This window comes from Nocardia sp. No.11 (assembly GCF_038752175.1).
Lineage (GTDB): Bacteria > Actinomycetota > Actinomycetes > Mycobacteriales > Mycobacteriaceae > Nocardia > Nocardia canadensis.
In genome coordinates this window covers 35,373-53,880 of the sequence record NZ_JBCGFB010000007.1, presented here as the reverse complement: position 1 = coordinate 53,880, position 18,508 = coordinate 35,373, and the positions used below count along the sequence as shown (strand labels likewise).

Genomic DNA, 18,508 nt, shown 5'->3' with positions numbered 1-18,508 from the left:
CATGCCAACGATCACGAACGTTTCCCTGGTCACCGTGTATGTGACCGATCAGGACGCCGCCAAGCAGTGGTACATCGACAAGCTCGGATTCGTCGAGACCGCGGATGTGAGCATGGGCGACAACGGGTTCCGGTGGGTCACCGTCGCTCACCCGGACCACACCGAGCTCGAGGTCACGCTGATGGTGCCGGGACCGCCGCTGACCGACGACATGGCCGACGCGATCCGGCGATCCCTCGCCGACGGCACCCACGGCGCCCTCGGGCTGCGCACCGCCGACTGCCAGAAGACCTTCGAGGAGCTCACCGCCAAGGGCGTCGAGTTCATCCAGCCGCCCGCCGCGCGCCCGTACGGCACCGAGGCCATCATCCGCGACAACTCCGGCAACTGGCTGGTGCTGGTCGAGCCGAGCGCGTGAGCGCGGTGCCGCCCGGCCCGGCGGGCGGCACCTTCCGACGGTCTACTTCCTGGCGAAGCGGTTCTCGATGAACTTGCGTTCGCTGTTGAGAACGCGCTGGTGCAGCTGCTCGGCCAGCGGTTCGATGGCGCCGCCGACCAGCGGCACCTTCACGGTGACGGTGCCGACGACTTCGATCTCACTGCCCTCGGCGGTCGGACGCAGTTCGTAGGTGCCCGACATCTCGGTGTTGATGCCGCCGGTCTGCCCGGTGAAGCTGCCCTTGGCGACCTCGCCCTGCAGCGGCTGCCAGTTGTCGGTCCGCGACAGCACCAGATCGCTCTTGAGCACCTTGCGTACCAGGCCGGGAACCTTGTCCCGACCTGGCTTTTCCGTCATATGAAGGCGAATCGAACCCGGCCCGTCGGGATGGGAGAGTTCGAGGGTCGCGGTCTCGGCGGCGGCGAATCGCTCCTGCCAGACCGCATCGTCGACGAGTGCCCGGTGAAGATCTTCGACCGGGACTGCGTAGGGCACGGTGAAGCTGAATTTTCGGGACATGGCGGCAACGGTACTGTGTGCCGGGTGTCGGAAGTGAGCCTGTCGGAGCGGCGGTCCAAGCGCCTGCGACGGGTACGGTCCTGCGTGCTCGGCGTGGCCACCGTGATCAGCGTGCTGATGGTGCTGCTCGTACTCGCGGCCTGGCGCAACGACTTCGAGATCGAGCAGCATCGCGGAACCACCTCCGGTGAGGTGCTCTCGGCGGGCAGGCTGCGGTCGGCGGTCATGTACGTGACGCCGGACAGCGTCACCCACAACCCGAAGGTCGGCATCCTGTATCCGACCAATCTGACGGCCGGGCAGCGCATCAATGTCGAGTACAGCACCCGCGACCCCGATCTGGTCCGGGTCGCCGGGCGGGACGCGCGGGTGGCGATCATCCCGGCGGCCTCGGTGATCGTGGTGGTCTGGGCGGTGGCGCTGCCCGTGCTGTGGCTGGTGCGGCGCAAGCAGCACGAGGCGTAACTTCGTCTGCTGTTCGTCCCGGCTTCACGTCGGCGTGGTGGTGTCGCGCCGTGTGGCGGTCACTCTGAGGTGGTGCGCGTAGCCATCGTGGCGGAGTCATTCCTGCCGAACATGAACGGCGTCGTCAACTCCGTGTTGCGGGTGTTGGACCACCTGGACCAGCACGGACACGACGCGATGATCGTGGCACCCGACACCCTGCGCGGCGTCGCGCCCGCACCCCGCTTCCACGGCCGCTTCCCGGTGCACCGGGTGCCTGCGATGATGGTGCCCAAGGTCAGCTCGCTGCCGGTGGGCCTGCCGCAGCCGGGGATCACCGCCGCGATCGCCGCCTTCGACCCCGACGTGGTGCATCTGGCCTCGCCGTTCCTGCTCGGCGCCGGCGGGCTGGCCGCGGCGACCCGGCTCGATCTGCCCTCGGTCGCGGTATATCAGACCGATGTCGCCGGTTTCGCCAAGAGTTACGGTCTCGGGCTCGCTGCCCGCGCGGCCTGGGCGTGGACGCGCCGGATCCACGAAGGCGCGACCCGCACGCTGGCGCCGTCCTCGGCGGCCGCCCAGGACCTGGCCGACCACGGCATCCCCCGGGTGCATCGCTGGGGACGCGGCGTCGACATCGACCGGTTCGACCCCGCCGCGCGCAGCGCCGACCTGCGGGCGAGCTGGCTGGGCGGCGAGGACCGGCTGGTGGTCGGCTTCGTGGGCAGACTCGCCCCGGAGAAGCACGTCGAACGGCTCGCGGCGCTGGCGGGCGATCCGTCGATCCAGCTGGTCGTGGTGGGTGACGGACCGGAACGGGCGCGGCTGAGCCGGCTGCTGCCCGACGCCGTGTTCACCGGCGAGCTCGGCGGCAGCGACCTGGCTACGCACTACGCGAGCCTGGACGTGATGGTGCATCCGGGCGAGCACGAGACGTTCTGCCAGGGCGTGCAGGAGGCGCTGTCGTCCGGTGTGCCGGTGATCGGGCCGGACGCGGGTGGCCCGCGCGACCTGATCGCGCACTGCCGCAACGGCTACCTGCTGCCGGTCGACCGGTTCGCCGAGCTGCTGCCCAGCGCGGTATCGGCCCTGCGTGACCGGGGCCAGCGCGCCCGGTTCGCGGCGGCGGCCCGCAAGTCGGTGCTGCACCGCACCTGGCCCGCGATCTGCACCGAGTTGATGACCCACTACGCCGAGGTGACCGGGATGCGCGACCGATTGCCGCGCTCGGCATAGAGGGTTCGAGCGCGCTCCGGATAAGCTCGAATCGTGGCGACAACAGAGCAGCGGGAACCGATTCGAGCATCGCTGGACAAGCAACCCCACGAGGTCGCGTCGATGTTCGACGGTGTGGCCAAGCGCTACGACCTCACCAACACGGTCATCTCCGCGGGCCAGGATCGATACTGGCGGTGGGCGACGCGGCGCGCGCTCGGGCTGCGTCCGGGCGAGCGAGTGCTCGACCTCGCCGCGGGCACCGGCGTCTCGACCGTCGAGCTGGGCAAGTCCGGCGCGTGGTGCGTGGCCACCGACTTCTCCCAGGGCATGCTCGCCGCCGGCCGGTTCCGCCAGGTGCCGATGGTCGCCGGTGACGCGATGGCCCTGCCGTTCGCCGACAACTCGTTCGACGCGGTGACCATCTCCTTCGGTTTACGCAATGTCGCCGACATCGACCTGGCGCTACGCGAGATGCTGCGGGTGACCAAGCCGGGCGGCCGGGTGGTGGTGTGTGAGTTCTCCACACCGGTGTTCGGGCCGTTCCGCACCGTCTACATGGAGTACCTGATGAAGGCGCTGCCGCGGGTGGCGCGCGCGGTCAGTTCCAACCCCGACGCCTACGTCTACCTGGCGGAGTCGATCCGGGCCTGGCCGAACCAGCGCAGGCTGGCCCGGCGGATCGCCGACGCCGGCTGGGACTCGGTGCAGTGGCGCGACCTCACCGGTGGTGTTGTCGCGCTGCATCGCGGCTACAAACTGGGCTGAACCGCCCTGATACCGGGGTGAGTCCCGTCACCCCGGGGCGGCGCGCGGCACGGGGTGCCGCACCGGAATGCGCCCTGATCAGGGCAGATATTCCCGACCGGACCTCACGGTGGAAATTTTGACGTGTGAGGTCGATTGTCACCTGGACATAACGTTCGGTAAATCGAGCGCAACGACAGGTGCGGATGATCGAAGCCATGACACGGGAAGCTGACATCCGCGCCACGGACACTGTGCGTACACAGTGCTCGTACTGCGGCGTCGGCTGCGGCATCAGCGTCCAGACCAAGACTGATCAGTCGGGTGCGCGGTTGATCGCGAAGGTCAGCGGCGACAAGCTGCATCCGGCGAACGCGGGCAGGCTGTGCACCAAGGGCGCGACGCACGCGGAGATGATGGCCGCGCCCGGCCGGATGGACACCGCCTACCACCGCCCCGAACGCGGTCAAGTCCCCGTCCCGCTGCCGGTCGACGAGGCCGTCCACCAGACCGCCACCCGGCTGCGCGCCATCCTCGACGAACACGGGCCCGACGCGATCGCCCTCTACGTCTCCGGGCAGATGTCGCTCGAGGCCCAGTACCTGGCGACCAAGCTGGCCAAGGGCTACCTGCGGACCAAGCACATAGAAGCCAACTCCCGGCTGTGCATGGCCAGCGCGGGCACCGGCTACAAGCAGTCGCTCGGCGCCGACGGTCCACCCGGCTCCTACGACGACTTCGAACACGCCGACCTGTTCTTGGTCTCCGGCGCGAACATGGCCGACTGCCACCCGATCCTCTACCTGCGGATGGCCGACCGGCTCAAGGCGGGCGCCAAGCTGATCGTGGTCGACCCGCGCCGCACCGACACCGCCGCGCGCGCCGACCTCTTCCTGCAGATCGCGCCCGGCACCGACCTGGCGTTGCTCAACGGCCTGCTGCACCTGCTGGTCGCCGACGGCGCGATCGACACCGCGTTCATCGCCGAGCACACCGAGGGCTGGGACGCGATGCCCGAGTTCCTCGCCGATTACCCGCCCGCCCGGGTCGCCGAGCTCACCGGCCTGGCCGAGGCCGACATCCGCACCGCGGCGACGATGATCGCCGAGGCCGGCGACTGGATGTCGCTGTGGACGATGGGACTCAACCAGTCCACCCACGGCACCTGGAACACCAACGCGCTGGTGAACCTGCACCTGGCGACCGGCGCGATCTGCCGCCCCGGCAGCGGCCCGTTCTCGCTCACCGGTCAGCCCAACGCCATGGGCGGCCGCGAGATGGGCTACATGGGCCCCGGCCTGCCCGGCCAGCGCAGCCTGCTCTCCCCCGCCGACCGGACCTTCGTCGAGACCGCGTGGGGCCTGCCCGCCGGCACCCTGCGCACCGAGGCGGGGCCCGGCACCATCGACATGTTCCGCGGTCTGGCCGACGGCGAGATCAAGGCCGCGTGGATCATCTGCACCAATCCCGTTGCCACCGTGGCCAATCGCAAGACCGTGATCGCGGGCCTGGAAGCGGCCGAGCTGGTCGTGGTGCAGGACGCCTACACCGAGACCGCCACCAACGCCTATGCCGACCTGCTGCTGCCCGCCACGCTGTGGGCCGAAGCCGATGCGGTGATGGTGAACTCGGAGCGCAATGTCACCCTGCTGCAGCAGTCGGTCGATCCGGTCGGCGACGCGCGACCGGACTGGCTGCTGATCGCCCAGGTCGCCACGGCCATGGGCTTCCCCGGCTTCGACTTCGCCTCGAGTGCCGAGGTTTTCGCCGAAATCCAGCAGTTCACCAACCCGGCCACCGGCTACGACCTGAGCGGTATGAGCTACGACCGGCTGCGCGAAGGCCCGATGCAGTGGCCCTGCAACGACAGCACCAGCCCGCGCAACCCGATCCGCTACCGCAACGACGGCGTCCACCAGCCGCTGCATGTCGAATCCGACGGCACCACACCGCGACTGGCGTTCGCCACCCCGAGCAGGCGCGCGGTGTTCTTCCCCCGACCGCACCTGCCCGCCGCCGAACTGCCCGACGACGATTACCCGTTCCTGCTCAACACCGGCCGGTTGCAGCATCAGTGGCACACGATGACCAAGACCGGCAAGGTCGCCAAGCTGACCAAGCTCAACGGCGCTCCCTTCGTCGAGGTGCATCCCGAAGACGCGCGGCGGCTGGACCTGAAGCCCGGCGACCAGCTCGAAATCGCCTCGCGCCGTGGCCGTGCCGTGCTGCCGGTACAGATCAGTGATCGGGTTCGGCCCGGCGATTGCTTCGCTCCTTTCCACTGGAACGACGAACAGGGTGAATACCTGACGATCAACGCCGTCACCAACGATGCGGTGGACCCCGCCTCGCTGCAGCCGGAGTTCAAGGCCTGCGCGGTGGCGCTGCGCCGGGTCGGACCCGCCGCCGCGCCCGAGCAGGCGCCGGCCCAGCCCGCCCAGCTGTCCGCCCAGCCGAGTGTGCACCCGCTGGCCAGGATCCTCGGCCTGGACGCGGGCACCTCGCCGACCCTCAGCGAAACCGAACGCATCTATCTCGGCGGCTACCTCGCCGCACTGCAGTCGCTGCCGGTCTCCGGGCAGCCCGTGCTGCCGGCGAGCGCGCCGCTGTCGGCCCAGTCCCGGCTCTGGGTCGACGGCTTGCTGGCCGGGATGTACTCGCGCACCTCCGGCGCCACGGTCGAAGCTGCGGTCGCCGACGCTCCGGCCGCCGCCCCGGTGACGGTCCTGTGGGCCTCCCAGACCGGCAATGCCGAGGAACTCGCGGCCACCGTCGCCGCGCGCCTGTCCACCGCCGGATTCCAGCCGTCGTTGCTCGACATGGATTCCTGCGAGCTGTCGGCGCTCACCGGCGACATCCTCATCGTCACCAGCACCTTCGGCGACGGCGGCCCGCCCGACAACGGCGCCGACTTCTGGACCCGGCTCGAGGACAGCATCGTCCGGCTCAACGACGTCCGCTATGCGGTGTTCGCCCTCGGTGACTCCTCCTACGACGACTTCTGTGGCCACGGCCGCAAACTCGACCGCCTCTTCGCCGCGCGCGGCGCCAAGCCGCTGGTGCCCCGCGTCGACAGCGAACCCGACTTCGCCGACGCCGCCGACCAGTGGCTCGACGATGTCCTCGCCGCGCTCGGCGGGTCGGCCCCGGGCGAGGCCACCCCACCCGACGCACCGGGTATCGGCGACACCGATGCCCCTGTGCCACACCAGATGTCCGGCTCCTCGCTACCGCGGCCGTCCGGTCGCGGCGGCGCGATCGTGCTCGACCGCCCCCTCGCCCCTGCACCCACTCGCGTCCAGCGCACCGCCCCGGCGCCGTTCACCCGCCAGGCTCCGGTCCGCGCGACCCTGATGCGCAACGAAACACTCAGCGCGCCGGGCTCGTCGAAAGAGGTGCGCCGCTTCGGTTTCGACCTGCACGACCTCGACGCCAGCTACGAGGTCGGCGACTCGCTGGGCGTGCTCCCGGCCAACAGCCCCGAACTCGTCGAGGAGTGGCTCACCGCGACCGGCCTGGACGGTCGCCGTGTCATCGAGCTCGACGACCGCGAACTCACCCTCACCGAGGCCCTGCGCACCCACTACGACATCACCAAGGTGAGTCAGGATCTGCTCGGCTTCATCGCCGAACGCAATCCGCACCCCCAGCTGGCCAAGCTGCTGCGGCGCGACAACCGCAACGAACTCGCCAACTACCTCTGGGACCGTCAGGCCGCCGACGTGCTGCGTGATTTCCCGGTGCGCACCGACCTGGTCGACTGGCTCGGCGCCCTGAAAAAGCTGCAGCCGCGCCAGTATTCGATCTCCTCGAGCCCGCTGACCACCCCCGACGAAGTGCAGCTGACCGTCGGCGTCGTCCGCTACGGCGAACCTGCCGGCAACTCCACCCGGCGCGGTGGCGTGTGCTCGACCTTCCTGGCCGACCGGGCGGGTGCCGAGGTGCCGATCTTCCTGCAGCGCGCCCCGCACTTCCGTCCGCCGCTGGACCCCAACGCCCCGATGATCATGGTGGGCCCCGGCACCGGCATCGCTCCTTTCCGCGGTTTCCTGCACGAACGTCGGGCCCTGGGCGCGACCGGACGCAACTGGCTGTTCTTCGGCGATCAACACGCCGCCCAGAACTTCTACTACCGGACCGAGCTGGAGGACATGTTCCGCTCGGGCTTCCTCACCCGCCTGGACCTGGCCTTCTCCCGCGACCAGCGCGAGCGGGTCTACGTGCAGCACCGGATGATCGAGCACGGCGCCGAGCTGTGGTCGTGGCTGCGCGACGGCGGCCACTTCTACGTCTGCGGCGATGCCTCCCGGATGGCCAAGGACGTCGACGACACGCTGCTCCGGATCGCCCAGATCCACGGGAAGCTGGACGAGGCCGGTGCCCTGGCCTTCAAGAAGCAGCTGGTCGCCGAGAAGCGCTACGTCCGCGACGTGTACTGATCACGCCGCCCGAATCGCCGGCGGGTTCAGCCGGGTGAAGTCGGGCAGCCGGTGATACGGGTAGTACGGGTACGGCGGTGTCGTGGCGCTCGCGGCGTCGAGAGCCGCCCGGTGCTCGGGCTCCAGCTGCCAGCCGACCGCGCCGAGGTTCTGGCGCAACTGCTCCTCGTTGCGGGCGCCGATCAGAACACTGGCGACGGTGGGCCGGGTGAGCAGCCAGTTGAGAGCGATCTGCGGGACACTGTGCCCGGTCTCGGCGGCGATGCGATCGAGGACATCGACGATGTCGTAGAGGTGTTCGTCGTCCACCGGCGGGCCCGCCTGCGCGGTCTCGTGCAGCCTGCTGCCCGCCGGTAGCGGCTGGCCACGGCGGACCTTGCCAGTGAGCCTGCCCCAGCCCAGCGGACTCCAGACGATCGCGCCGACGCCCTGGTCCGCGGCGAGCGGCATGAGCTCCCACTCGTAGTCGCGACCGACGAGCGAGTAGTACACCTGGTGCGCGACAGGCTTTTCCAGGCCGAGCGCCTCGGCGGTGGACAGCGTCTTCATCAGCTCCCAGCCGGCGAAGTTGGACACACCGACGTAGCGGATCTTGCCCGCGCGCACGAGATCGTCGAGGGCCGTGAGGGTTTCCGCGAGCGGGGTGCCCGCGTCGAAGGCGTGCAGCTGGAACAGGTCGAGGTAGTCGGTACCGAGGCGGCGCAGCGAGGCGTCGACGGCGCGGATCAGCCGGGCCCGGCCCGCCCCGGCCTCGTGGGCGCCCGGACCGGTCGGCAGGGCGGATTTGGTCGACAGCAGCACCTGCTCGCGCCTGCCCTTGATCGCCGCGCCGAGCACCTCTTCCGAGGCCCCGTCGGAATACACATCGGCCGTGTCGAACAGGGTGACACCCGCCTCCAGGCTGATATCGACCAGGCGCCTGGCCTGCGCCGCGTCGGTATCGCCCCAGGCGCTGAACAGCGCGCCCCGTCCGCCGAAGGTGCCCGCGCCGAAACCGAGCGCGGGAACGTGCAGACCCGATGCGCCGAGCCGCCGATACTCCATGAGAACTCCTAAAGGGTCTATAGTTCCGTTAACACTTCGGACAGTACACCCGTTGCGCGCTAAATGAAACTGGAGTTCCGTTATGAATCACGACATCGCCTGGCCGGGGTCCGTTCGCCCAGGTGGACGCACCGCCCGGGTGCGCGAGTCGGTACTGCAGGTCGCCGGCGATCTGATCGCCGACCGGGGATTCGTGAGCCTGGATCTGGCCGAGGTCGCCGCGACGGCGGGCGTCGGTAAGACGACGGTCTACCGGCGCTGGCGCACACCGGCGGGGCTGGTCGCCGACCTGCTCGTGGACATGGCCGAGCAGTCGCTGCCGCGCGCCGACACCGGCTCCCTGCTCGACGACCTGATCGCCAATGCCCGACTGGTCGCGAAGACGCTCGCCGACCCACGCCAGGGCAATCTGTTCCGCGCCGTCATCGCCGCGGCCACCGGTGACGAGGTCACCGCCACGGCGCTGCACACCTTCTACGACACCCGGCTCACCGAATGGGCGCCCTGCGTCGAGGCGGCCGTGGCGCGCGGTGAGGCGCCTGCGGGCACGGACCCGCGGGCGGTGCTGTCGGCGGTGTCCGCGCCGCTGTACTACCGCCTGCTCGCCAGCGGCGACCCCATCGACGAGAGCGCCGCCGACCAGTCGGCGCGGGCGGCCGCCCTCGCCACGATCGGCGGCGCCTACGTCCGCTGACCGCGCTCGCGCCGAGACGAGTTCGCCCAGTGCGCGGTGACATTCGACGACATCGGACGCGTGCGGAACCTGCCGCCCTCGACCTCGTCGAGGCAGGCGATCGACGGTCAGACCTGCCGGTCGGCCGCGATCGCCGCCGGACGCCAGCCCGGATCGCGCCCGGTGAGACCGAGCAGACGATCGAAAGCGGGGGCGGCTTCGGGCACGGTGACGACCGGACCGAACAGACCTGGCGTGCCCTCCGGATCGGTGTCGCGCAGGAATTCGAGCAGGATCGCCAAGTGGTCCGGGTCGACGGTGACCGACTGCCCGGTGGCGGCCGCCAGATCCCAGGCGTGCACGGTCACCTCGTCGAGCGCGACGGTCGCCATGATCGCCGCGGGCAACACCACCCCACCGGCCTCGGCGTCGCCGTCCCAGGCCGCGGGCACCCGCCACGCCTCGGTGAGCGCGATGAGCTGGGCGGGGATCAAGGTGCGCCAATCAGCGGGCAGCGCGCTGTCCAGGCTCGGCGGCACCGAGTGGCCGAGGGATTGCTTGGTGGCGGCCTGCCGGAAGGCCTCGGTCAGCCCGACGACGTGGGCGAGCACCTGGCGCACGGCGGTGTTCTCGCACGGTGTCGGCGCGTCGAGCAGGTCGTCGGGAATCCCGGCGACGATGTCGGCGAGGGTGCGGGCGGCGAGGGCGAAGTCGAACTGCGGTTCCATGGACGCTCCTGGGCGAGGGCGGACTCGTTCACCAGTAGTGACGAGATGAGCCACGCGATCTCATCGCCGCGCGGGTTGCCGAGTTCCGCCGATAGGCGCACGCTGGATGACGCAACGATCAGCGACACCGTGCGAGGCGACAACCGAGGAGCACCGATGATCGACTACGACGCCGCCCGGCCACTCGACGAAGTTCCCGAGGCCGATCGGATCGAACAGGAGCAATCGGCCTTCGCCGCCGACGATCCCGATGACCCGGCGTTCTCCGATGCCGCCGACTACTCCGACGAGATGGCGGCCAACATCGACCGCGACGCCGACACCGCGAACCCTGCCGACGTGATCGAGCAGACCATCCCCGTCCCCTACGAGGACGAGTTCGTCGAGGAGCCCTGACCGCGTCGCTCGGCTAGCCGGCGATCTTCGTGCGCACGGTGGCGTGCAGTTCGCGCAGGCTGGAGCGCTCCGTGGCGACCTCGAGCACGCGCAGGCCGTGCGCGTCATCCGCCAGCTCGACGGCCAGCTCTTCCGGGTCGACCTGGCGGTGCGGAATGCGATAGGCCGCGCACAGGGCGGCCAGGTCCATCCCGTGCGGGGTGCCGAAGACCCGCTCGAACACGCCCGCATACTGCGGATCGCCCTGTTCGAGCAGCTCGAAGATGCCGCCGCCGTCGTCGTTGGCGACGACGATGGTGAGGTTGTCGGGCCGTGGTTCGCCGCGCCCGATCAGCAGGCCGGACGCGTCGTGCAGGAAGGTCAGATCACCCATCAGCGCGATGGTGCGGCCCGGATGGGCCAGTGCCGCGCCGACCGCACCGGAGACGGTGCCGTCGATCCCGGCGACGCCGCGGTTGGACAGCACCCGCACGCCGGGTCGCGGATGCGAGACCAGCGCCGCGTCGCGGACCGGGTTCGACGCGCCGAGCAGCAGCTGGTCGCCCTCGCGCAGCGCGTCCATGACGACGGCGGCCACGTGCAGGCCGGTGGCCTTGGGGTGGGTGGCCAGTTCGGCGCGCACCACCGATTCGGCCTGCCGGTTCAGGTCGGCGCAGCGCGCCAGCCACTCCGGTCGCGGCGCGCCGGTGGTGACCGCGCGGGTGCCGGTGCCGACGACATTGCCGGAGACATCGGGCCAGCGCGGGCCGGTGGTGAGCGCGAAGACGGTGACATTCGGGTCGGCGAGCACCCGCGAGACCTGCCGATGCAGGGTCGGGCGGCCGGTGATGATCGCCTGCGTCGGCTTCAGCAGCGACAGCGCGAGCGGGTGCAGCGCGGGACCGTGCATCGGCGCCGTCGGCTCGGCGACGGTCGGCAGCTCGGCGAGTTCGGGCAGCAGCCGCGCGCCGTGGCCGGAGATGACGACGGTGTCGGGCGTCAGGTCGATGTCGAGTGGCACGTCGAGGGTGGCGTACTGGGTGGCGGTCCATGGCCGTTCGCCGTCGCGGCCGACGGGCAGCGGATCGTCGGACAGCTCGGGGACCAACGGCTCGCGCAGGGGGATGTCGAACTGCACCGGCCCGGCATTGCCCGACCTGGTGCCACGCGCCGCGGCGAGCACCCGGCAGACCGATGAGCGCCAGACGCTGTTCTGCCGCGGATAGGCCGACTCCCCCGCCTCGGCTTCGGCCAGTCCGAGACTGATGGTGGCCCGCACCTGGCTGCCGAACAGACCGAGCTGCTCGATCGTCTGATTGGCGCCGGTGCCGAGCATCTCGTAGGGCCGGTTCGCGCTGATCACGATCAGCGGCACCCGGGCGTAGTTGGCCTCGAGCACGGCGGGACCGAGGTTGGCGACGGCGGTGCCCGAGGTCATCACGACCGGCACCGGCCGCCCGGACGACACCGCGAGCCCGACCGCGAGGAAACCGGCGGTGCGCTCGTCGATGCGCATGTGCAGCCGCAGCTGCCCGGCGACATCGGCCGCCTGCAGCGCGAAGGCCAGTGGGGCGTTACGCGATCCGGGGCACAGCACGACCTCGCGGACGCCGCCGCGCACGAGCTCGTCGACGACCACTCGTGCCTGCGCAGTTGACGGATTCACAATCCCAGACTGTCAGACCGGACCACGCCCGTCTGCCCCCGGCCCGCGTTGTCTGCATCACCGGCCGGGTGCACACTCCCCCGGAACCGGGACGGCAGCGGCATGTTCACCTGTTTCGGCCGGTCGATAGGGGCACCACGGAATCATTTCCGCCATGACCTGCGCGCTATTCGACAACTCCGCGCCGAGCACGCCGAAAAAGCGGAATTCGGCGGCGGATTCACACCCGCCGCCGAATTCCGGAAAAGCTTGCCCGGGCAAAGATCAGGAAGCCGCGGGCGCCGGGAGCAGACCGTTGATACCGGTGATCAGGTCGATGACATTGACCAGCGCGGAGGTACCGCCGTCGAGTGCCGAGCTGCCCGAGTCGAGCACGCCTGCGCCTGCGGCCGAACCGGTGGTCAGCGCGGCCGAACCCGAGGACAGATCGGCGGAGCCGCTGGCCAGATCGGCCGAGCCGCTGAAGGATCCGGTCGCCGAGCCGGAATCGGCACCCGCGACAGCGACGGGGCCGAGGAACATCACGGCGGCGGCAGCGGCGGCACCGGTGGCGGCGAGGGTCTTGCGAGAGATCATGGGACCGAACTTCCTTCTCGAACCGAATCGCGCGAAAACAATATTCCGCGTCGCGGCAATTCGCCTTCCGAATCACCTGAAATCGAACGTAATCGATTCAGGACGGAAGCAGTCAATCGTTCGGTGCCGCCACCGCATGGCCGGAATTATCGGCCATCGTTCATTTTCCCGCTGTTCACCGACGGCGTTACGGGGCTCACAATCGCTCGGCCGGAATTTACCCGCGACCGGGAAACGCTGTGGCGCCGCCCGCGCCGTGCCCCGTTACGTGAGTGTGGTCACCCGCCGACGCGAAAGGCCGGTGCGGACCGGGTTCACACCCGGGCCACACCGGCCTCACGATCGAGCTGTGCGGGGGCTACCCCGCCATGGGACTCAGCCCGCGTGCTTCTGCACCAGGTCGGCCACGCGCGGCAGAGCCTCGACGACGTGCTTCTTGGCCGAGCCACGCATGGAGGAGTACACCTTCTGCAGGGCGGGACGGCTCGACGCGTCGGCGCGGGCGTCGGTGACGGCCAGCAGCGACTCGGCGACCTCGTCGGACTTCGAGGTCAGCAGGTCGGCGAAGGTGCCCGCACCCGAGGTGGTGAATTCGGCCCAGTACGGCTGGAGCTGGTCGAGCAGCTTCGGCGCCAGCGATGCCAGCGCATCGGGAACGATGGTCGGACTGATCTTCTTGACCGCCGCGTAGCCACCCTTCACGGCCAGGCCGGACGCACCACCTTTGTCCGAGACCTCGGCGTCGAGAACCTCGACGGCGTCGGCAAGGAAAGCCGGACGCTTGGTGTCGTCGAGCAGGGATTCAGACAGCGCTGCAACCACTTTCAGGTTCCTCCGGATCGGTTCGTTGAACGAGCAGCCGCAACTATACGCACCGGGTCCAGGAAACATGCGGCGACCGCTCGAGCTGCGGTGTTACGACCTCGTACCGGTCCGCCGGACGGTAGGGCAATAATCAGGGTCGTGACTTTCGATCCGAAGCTGTGGCGGCCCGTCCCCGGGTTCGAGGACCTGACCGACATCACCTACCACCGACATATCGAGCAGGGCACGGTGCGGGTGGCGTTCGACCGGCCGGAGGTGCGCAACGCGTTCCGCCCGCACACCGTCGACGAGCTCTACCGCGCGCTCGATCACGCGCGGATGTCACCGGATGTCGGCGCGGTGCTGCTCACGGGTAACGGGCCGAGCCCGAAGGACGGCGGCTGGGCCTTCTGCTCCGGCGGCGACCAGCGCATCCGCGGCCGCAACGGTTACCAGTACGCCGACGGCGAGACCGCCGACACCGTCGACACCGCGCGCGCGGGCAGGCTGCACATCCTCGAGGTCCAGCGGCTGATCCGCTTCATGCCCAAGGTCGTCATCGCGCTGGTGAACGGCTGGGCGGCCGGTGGGGGGCACAGCCTGCACGTCGTCTGCGATCTGACGCTGGCCTCGCGCGAGCACGCGCGGTTCAAGCAGACCGACGCCGATGTCGGCTCGTTCGACGGCGGCTACGGCAGCGCGTACCTGGCGAAGATGGTCGGGCAGAAGTTCGCCCGTGAGATCTTCTTCCTCGGCAGGCCGTACACGGCCGAGGAGATGCACCAGATGGGCGCGGTGAACAAGGTCGTCGACCACGACGAGCTGGAGAATGTCGCGCTCGAGTGGACCGCCGACATCAACGGCAAATCGCCGCAGGCCCAACGCATGCTGAAGTACGCGTTCAACCTGCTCGACGACGGCCTGGTCGGCCAGCAGCTCTTCGCGGGCGAGGCGACCAGAATGGCGTACATGACCGACGAAGCGGTCGAGGGCCGCGACGCGTTCCTGGAGAAGCGCAAGCCCGACTGGGCGCCCTACCCCTGGTACTTCTGAGAACGGACGGCCCCATGGACATTCTCAACAGCCGGATCATCGTGCGGCCCAGCGACTATGCGACCACGCTGGCGTTCTACCGCGACGGCCTCGGCCTGGCGATCGCCCGGGAGTACCCGGGCGGCACCGTGTTCTACGCCGGGCAGGGGTTGATCGAGGTCGCCGCGCACGGCGGCAGCGGCGATCCGGGCCGCTTCGACGGCGCGCTCTGGCTGCAGGTGCGCGATGTGGCCGACGCGGCGGCGGAGTTGGCGCTGAAGGGAATTGCGATCGAGCGCGCGCCCGTGCTCGAACCATGGGGCCTGTGGGAGATGTGGGTGCGTGACCCGGACGGCCTCGCGATCGTTCTGGTACAGGTTCCTGCCGAACATCCGATCCGGCGGGATCCGCGCTGGTCGGCGGAGTGAAGGAGGGGTCGTCGCGGCGGATCCGAGTTGCCGATCCGGGTCCGGCCGCGCACGATAGCTGCGAGCAAGCGCCCGACCGCCGTCGTCCGGACCGCCGTGCGAATCGTTGTCCATCTACTGAATCGCAGTCGCTATGCCTGCCTTTTGGCTCACCAATTCCCGGCAAACCGACCCGTTGGCCGGGTCTCGGCCGCCGCATGACACGATCGAAGCCGTGAGGGAGCGCAGCAAGCTGTATCCGGAGGTGGTGGGCATGAGGGAGCGCGCACCGCGCAGGCCACAGCCGAGCGCCGGTGAGGGTGTGGCGTGAGCAGAACCCTGCGGACGCTGCAGATGCCGACCGGTTCCGGTGTCGGCGAAGTGCTTCCCCACCTGCGCCAGGCCCTCGACGGCAACGGCCCGGCCTGGCTGCCGATCCCGACCACCGACCGCCGCGAGGCGCGCAGGCTCTCCGACGCGCTCAAGCCCGGCGATCCGATCGACGACGATGTCGCCCTGGTGGTGACCACCTCGGGCACCACCGGCATCCCCAAGGGCGCCCTGCTGGGCGCCGAAGCCCTGCGGGCCAGCGGTAACGCCACCCACGAGCGGCTCGGCGGGCCGGGCAGCTGGCTGCTGGCCCTGCCGACCCACCACATCGCTGGCATCCAGGTGCTGCTGCGCAGCATCCTGGCCGGCACCGAGCCGACCGTGCTGGACGTGTCGGGCGGGTTCCTGCCCGAGGCGCTGGCCGGCGCGGTGGCCGCGATGCGCGGGCCACGCCGCTACACCGCGCTGGTGCCGACGCAGCTGATCAAGTCGCTGGATTCGCCGGTGGCCGCCAAGGCGCTGGCCGAACTCGACGGCGTGCTGGTCGGCGGGGCGGCGACGCCGCTGCCGGTCTACGAACGCGCGCGCGAGGCGGGCATCACCGTCGTGCGGACCTACGGCATGAGCGAGACCTGCGGCGGCTGTGTCTACGAGGGCGTACCGCTCGACGGCACCGAGGTGCGGATCGAGGACGGCCGGGTGCTGCTCGGCGGCGCGATGATCGCGCGCGGCTACCGCAACCTGCCCGACCATCCCGCCTTCGCCGAACCCGGCTGGTTCCGCACCGAGGACGCGGGCACCTACACCGACGGCGTGCTCTCGATCAGCGGCCGCCTCGACGAGGCGATCATGACCGGCGGGCTGCTGGTGATCCCGCAGGTGGTGGAGGCCGTGCTGGCCAACCATCCCGGGATCAGGGAGTGCATCGTGCTCGGCCTGCCCGACGAGCGGCTGGGTCAGCGGGTCGCGGTGGCGATCGTGCCGTTGCCCGGCGCCGCGCCGACCCTGGACGAGATCCGCGCCCACGTGGTCGCCGAACTCGATTCCATCGCCGCGCCCCGCGAGCTGGCCGTGCTGACCGAGATCCCGCTGCGCGGCCCCGGCAAGCCCGACCGCGCGGCCCTGCGCGAACACCTGCTGGCCAACACCGGGAACTGACGTTCACCGGCCCTTGCGTGGCCACGCCATCGCGACGCAAGGGCCGTGCAAGGCGGGCCGGGCACCGTAGGTCCCATGACTTACACACCCACTTCAGCCCTCGCCGTCGAGGCGGACGGTCTGGTCAAGGTGTTCGGCAAGCAGCGTGCCGTGGACGGGGTGAGCCTGGCGGTGCCGCGCGGCTCGGTCTACGGGGTGCTCGGACCGAACGGCGCGGGCAAGACGACGACCATCAAGATGCTCGCCACGCTGCTGCGTCCCGACGGCGGCAGCGCGCGGATCTTCGGCCACGACGTCGTCGAACGGCCCAACGCGGTCCGCTCGCTGATCGGCGTCACCGGCCAGTACGCCTCGGTCGACGAGGAGCTCTCCGCCACCGAGAACCTGATCATCTTCGCCCGCCTGCTCGGCCTGAGCAGGCCCGACGCCCGTCGTCGCGCCGTCGAGCTGCTCGCCGAGTTCGACCTCGCCGAGGCGGCGAACAAGCCGCTCAAGAACTTCTCCGGCGGCATGCGCAGGCGCCTGGATCTCGCGGCCAGCCTGATCTCCACCCCGCCGCTGCTGTTCCTCGACGAACCGACCACCGGCCTCGATCCGCGCACTCGCGCCCAGATGTGGGACACCATCCGCAGGCTGGTCACCGAGGGCGCGACCGTGCTGCTGACCACCCAGTACCTCGACGAGGCCGACCAGCTGGCCGACCGGATCGCCGTGATCGACCACGGCCGGGTGATCGCCGACGGCACCGCCGACGAGCTCAAGGCCTCCATCGGCGGCTCCTCGGTGCATCTGACGCTGCTCGATCGCGAGCAGCTCGAGGAGGCCCGGCGCATCGTCGGCGACTTCCTCGGCGTCGCCGCCCAGATCAGCCCGGAGGCGGGCCGGCTCACCGCGCCGCTGCCCGATCCGAACCTCACCGCCGACCTGCTGATCCGCCTGCGCGACTGGGAGATCGGCGTCGAGGAGATCACCGTCTCCAAGCCGACCCTCGACGAGGTCTTCCTCACCATCACCGGCCACCCGGCCGACGAATCCGACGACACCGAACGGAGCGCGGCATGACCGCAGTTCTCACCGCTCCCGTACCCGCCACCGACGTCACGCAGGTCAGCGACCGGGTGGGCCTGCGCGAGACGATCTCCACCTCGTTCACCATGGCCTATCGCGGCCTGCTCAAGATCAAGCACAATCCCGAGCAGCTCTTCGACGTGACGGTGCAGCCGATCCTGTTCACCGCGCTGTTCACCTACATCTTCGGCGGCGCGATCTCGGGCAGCGTCGACAACTACCTGCCCGTGCTGATCCCCGGCATCCTCGTCCAGACGGTGGTGCTCACCTCGGTGGTCACCGGCACCCAGCTGCGCGAGGACATGGACAAGGGCGTCTTCGACCGCTTCAAATCCCTGCCCATCGCCCGGGTTTCGGCCCTGGCCGGGGCACTGCTGGCCGATATGGTGCGCTACGGCATCGCCTCCACGCTGACGATCATCGTCGGCCTGTGCCTGGGCTACCGGCCCGGCGGCGGCTTCGCCGGTGTCGTCGCGGCCTGCCTGGTGGTCGTGGTCTGCTCCTTCGCGATCAGCTGGGTGTGGGCGCTGGTCGGCGTCACCGGCAAGAGTGCCGCCTCCGTGCAGGGCATCTCGATGATGGTGATGTTCCCGCTGACCTTCATGTCCGGCGCCTTCGCCCCGGTGAGCACCATGCCGGGCTGGATGCAGGCGATCAACCACGCCAACCCGGTGTACTACATGGTCAACACCTGCCGGGACCTGATGAACGCCAACATCTACAGCAGTGACCTGGTCTGGTCGCTGGTCGGTTCGCTCGTGGTCATCGCGGTGTTCGCGCCGCTGACCGTGCGCGCCTACATGCGCCGGGCCTGACTCCCGCACTACCGCAACGGCATCCGATC

18 protein-coding genes are annotated in these 18,508 nt (G+C 69.9%); 12 read left to right on the top strand and 6 right to left on the bottom strand.

Translation table 11 applies throughout. The features are described 5' to 3' along the window. Nucleotide 1: 1 nt before the first annotated feature. A complete protein-coding gene (locus V8688_RS04010) occupies nucleotides 2-418 on the top strand; it encodes a VOC family protein (RefSeq protein WP_316576180.1) in 417 nt (138 codons plus the stop codon). Between the two features lie 42 nt (nucleotides 419-460). On the opposite strand, the gene V8688_RS04005 is transcribed toward V8688_RS04010, so the two are convergent. Continuing rightward, nucleotides 461-958, bottom strand: coding sequence for a DUF2505 domain-containing protein (locus V8688_RS04005; RefSeq protein WP_342800191.1), 498 nt, complete (start codon nucleotides 956-958; stop codon nucleotides 461-463). A 24-nt stretch (nucleotides 959-982) separates the two neighbouring features. Between V8688_RS04005 and V8688_RS04000 the strand changes: the two genes are divergently transcribed. The 4 genes from V8688_RS04000 to V8688_RS03985 all read left to right on the top strand — a co-directional run bounded on the left by V8688_RS04000 (nucleotide 983) and on the right by V8688_RS03985 (nucleotide 7,803). Then, complete coding sequence (locus V8688_RS04000) at nucleotides 983-1,423, top strand: DUF3592 domain-containing protein (RefSeq protein ID WP_218719602.1); 441 nt, start codon at nucleotides 983-985, stop codon at nucleotides 1,421-1,423. A 72-nt stretch (nucleotides 1,424-1,495) separates the two neighbouring features. Further along, nucleotides 1,496-2,638: a glycosyltransferase family 1 protein gene (locus V8688_RS03995; protein WP_218719601.1), complete on the top strand. Its 1,143-nt coding sequence runs from the start codon at nucleotides 1,496-1,498 to the stop codon at nucleotides 2,636-2,638. A gap of 33 nt (nucleotides 2,639-2,671) precedes the next feature. Then, entirely contained in the window at nucleotides 2,672-3,385 is a 714-nt protein-coding gene (locus V8688_RS03990; RefSeq protein WP_218719600.1) for a demethylmenaquinone methyltransferase, read from the top strand. A 197-nt stretch (nucleotides 3,386-3,582) separates the two neighbouring features. Continuing rightward, the gene (locus V8688_RS03985; RefSeq protein ID WP_342800190.1) at nucleotides 3,583-7,803 is read left to right on the top strand and encodes a bifunctional nitrate reductase/sulfite reductase flavoprotein subunit alpha; all 4,221 of its coding nucleotides are present in this window, start codon (nucleotides 3,583-3,585) and stop codon (nucleotides 7,801-7,803) included. On the opposite strand, the gene V8688_RS03980 is transcribed toward V8688_RS03985, so the two are convergent. After that, complete coding sequence (locus tag V8688_RS03980; RefSeq protein ID WP_218719598.1) at nucleotides 7,804-8,847, bottom strand: aldo/keto reductase; 1,044 nt, start codon at nucleotides 8,845-8,847, stop codon at nucleotides 7,804-7,806. Nucleotides 8,848-8,929: 82 nt separating this feature from the next. Here V8688_RS03980 and V8688_RS03975 point away from each other — a divergent pair, with 82 nt between their 5' ends. Further along, a complete protein-coding gene (locus V8688_RS03975; RefSeq protein ID WP_218719597.1) occupies nucleotides 8,930-9,541 on the top strand; it encodes a TetR/AcrR family transcriptional regulator in 612 nt (203 codons plus the stop codon). A gap of 107 nt (nucleotides 9,542-9,648) precedes the next feature. Here V8688_RS03975 and V8688_RS03970 read toward each other — a convergent pair whose 3' ends face one another. Continuing rightward, the gene (locus tag V8688_RS03970) at nucleotides 9,649-10,248 is read right to left on the bottom strand and encodes a TIGR03086 family metal-binding protein (RefSeq protein ID WP_342800189.1); all 600 of its coding nucleotides are present in this window, start codon (nucleotides 10,246-10,248) and stop codon (nucleotides 9,649-9,651) included. Between the two features lie 156 nt (nucleotides 10,249-10,404). Between V8688_RS03970 and V8688_RS03965 the strand changes: the two genes are divergently transcribed. After that, complete coding sequence (locus V8688_RS03965; protein ID WP_218719595.1) at nucleotides 10,405-10,644, top strand: hypothetical protein; 240 nt, start codon at nucleotides 10,405-10,407, stop codon at nucleotides 10,642-10,644. Nucleotides 10,645-10,657: 13 nt separating this feature from the next. Here the strand turns inward: V8688_RS03965 and menD are convergent, their stop codons facing one another. The 3 genes from menD to V8688_RS03950 form a co-directional block, all read right to left on the bottom strand. Further along, on the bottom strand, nucleotides 10,658-12,289 hold the full coding sequence (gene menD, locus V8688_RS03960; protein ID WP_218719594.1) for a 2-succinyl-5-enolpyruvyl-6-hydroxy-3-cyclohexene-1-carboxylic-acid synthase: 1,632 nt from the start codon (nucleotides 12,287-12,289) through the stop codon (nucleotides 10,658-10,660). Nucleotides 12,290-12,553: 264 nt separating this feature from the next. Next, nucleotides 12,554-12,865, bottom strand: a complete 312-nt coding sequence (locus V8688_RS03955; protein ID WP_218719593.1) for a hypothetical protein — start codon at nucleotides 12,863-12,865, stop codon at nucleotides 12,554-12,556. Nucleotides 12,866-13,240: 375 nt separating this feature from the next. Further along, entirely contained in the window at nucleotides 13,241-13,687 is a 447-nt protein-coding gene (locus tag V8688_RS03950; protein WP_218719592.1) for a hypothetical protein, read from the bottom strand. 141 nt (nucleotides 13,688-13,828) lie between these two features. On the opposite strand from V8688_RS03950, the gene V8688_RS03945 reads away from it, so the two are divergent. The 5 genes from V8688_RS03945 to V8688_RS03925 all read left to right on the top strand — a co-directional run bounded on the left by V8688_RS03945 (nucleotide 13,829) and on the right by V8688_RS03925 (nucleotide 18,479). Next, a complete protein-coding gene (locus tag V8688_RS03945; RefSeq protein WP_316576188.1) occupies nucleotides 13,829-14,722 on the top strand; it encodes a 1,4-dihydroxy-2-naphthoyl-CoA synthase in 894 nt (297 codons plus the stop codon). Nucleotides 14,723-14,736: 14 nt separating this feature from the next. Then, nucleotides 14,737-15,129, top strand: coding sequence for a VOC family protein (locus V8688_RS03940; RefSeq protein WP_218719590.1), 393 nt, complete (start codon nucleotides 14,737-14,739; stop codon nucleotides 15,127-15,129). A gap of 333 nt (nucleotides 15,130-15,462) precedes the next feature. After that, complete coding sequence (gene menE / locus V8688_RS03935; RefSeq protein ID WP_342800202.1) at nucleotides 15,463-16,596, top strand: o-succinylbenzoate--CoA ligase; 1,134 nt, start codon at nucleotides 15,463-15,465, stop codon at nucleotides 16,594-16,596. A gap of 75 nt (nucleotides 16,597-16,671) precedes the next feature. Then, on the top strand, nucleotides 16,672-17,658 hold the full coding sequence (locus tag V8688_RS03930) for an ATP-binding cassette domain-containing protein (RefSeq protein WP_342800188.1): 987 nt from the start codon (nucleotides 16,672-16,674) through the stop codon (nucleotides 17,656-17,658). After that, nucleotides 17,655-18,479 carry an ABC transporter permease gene (locus V8688_RS03925; RefSeq protein WP_218719588.1) on the top strand — a complete coding sequence of 275 codons (825 nt, stop codon included), beginning with the start codon at nucleotides 17,655-17,657 and terminating at the stop codon, nucleotides 18,477-18,479. The genes V8688_RS03930 and V8688_RS03925 overlap by 4 nt, the downstream gene beginning before the upstream one ends. The last annotated feature ends 29 nt before the right edge of the window (nucleotides 18,480-18,508 follow it).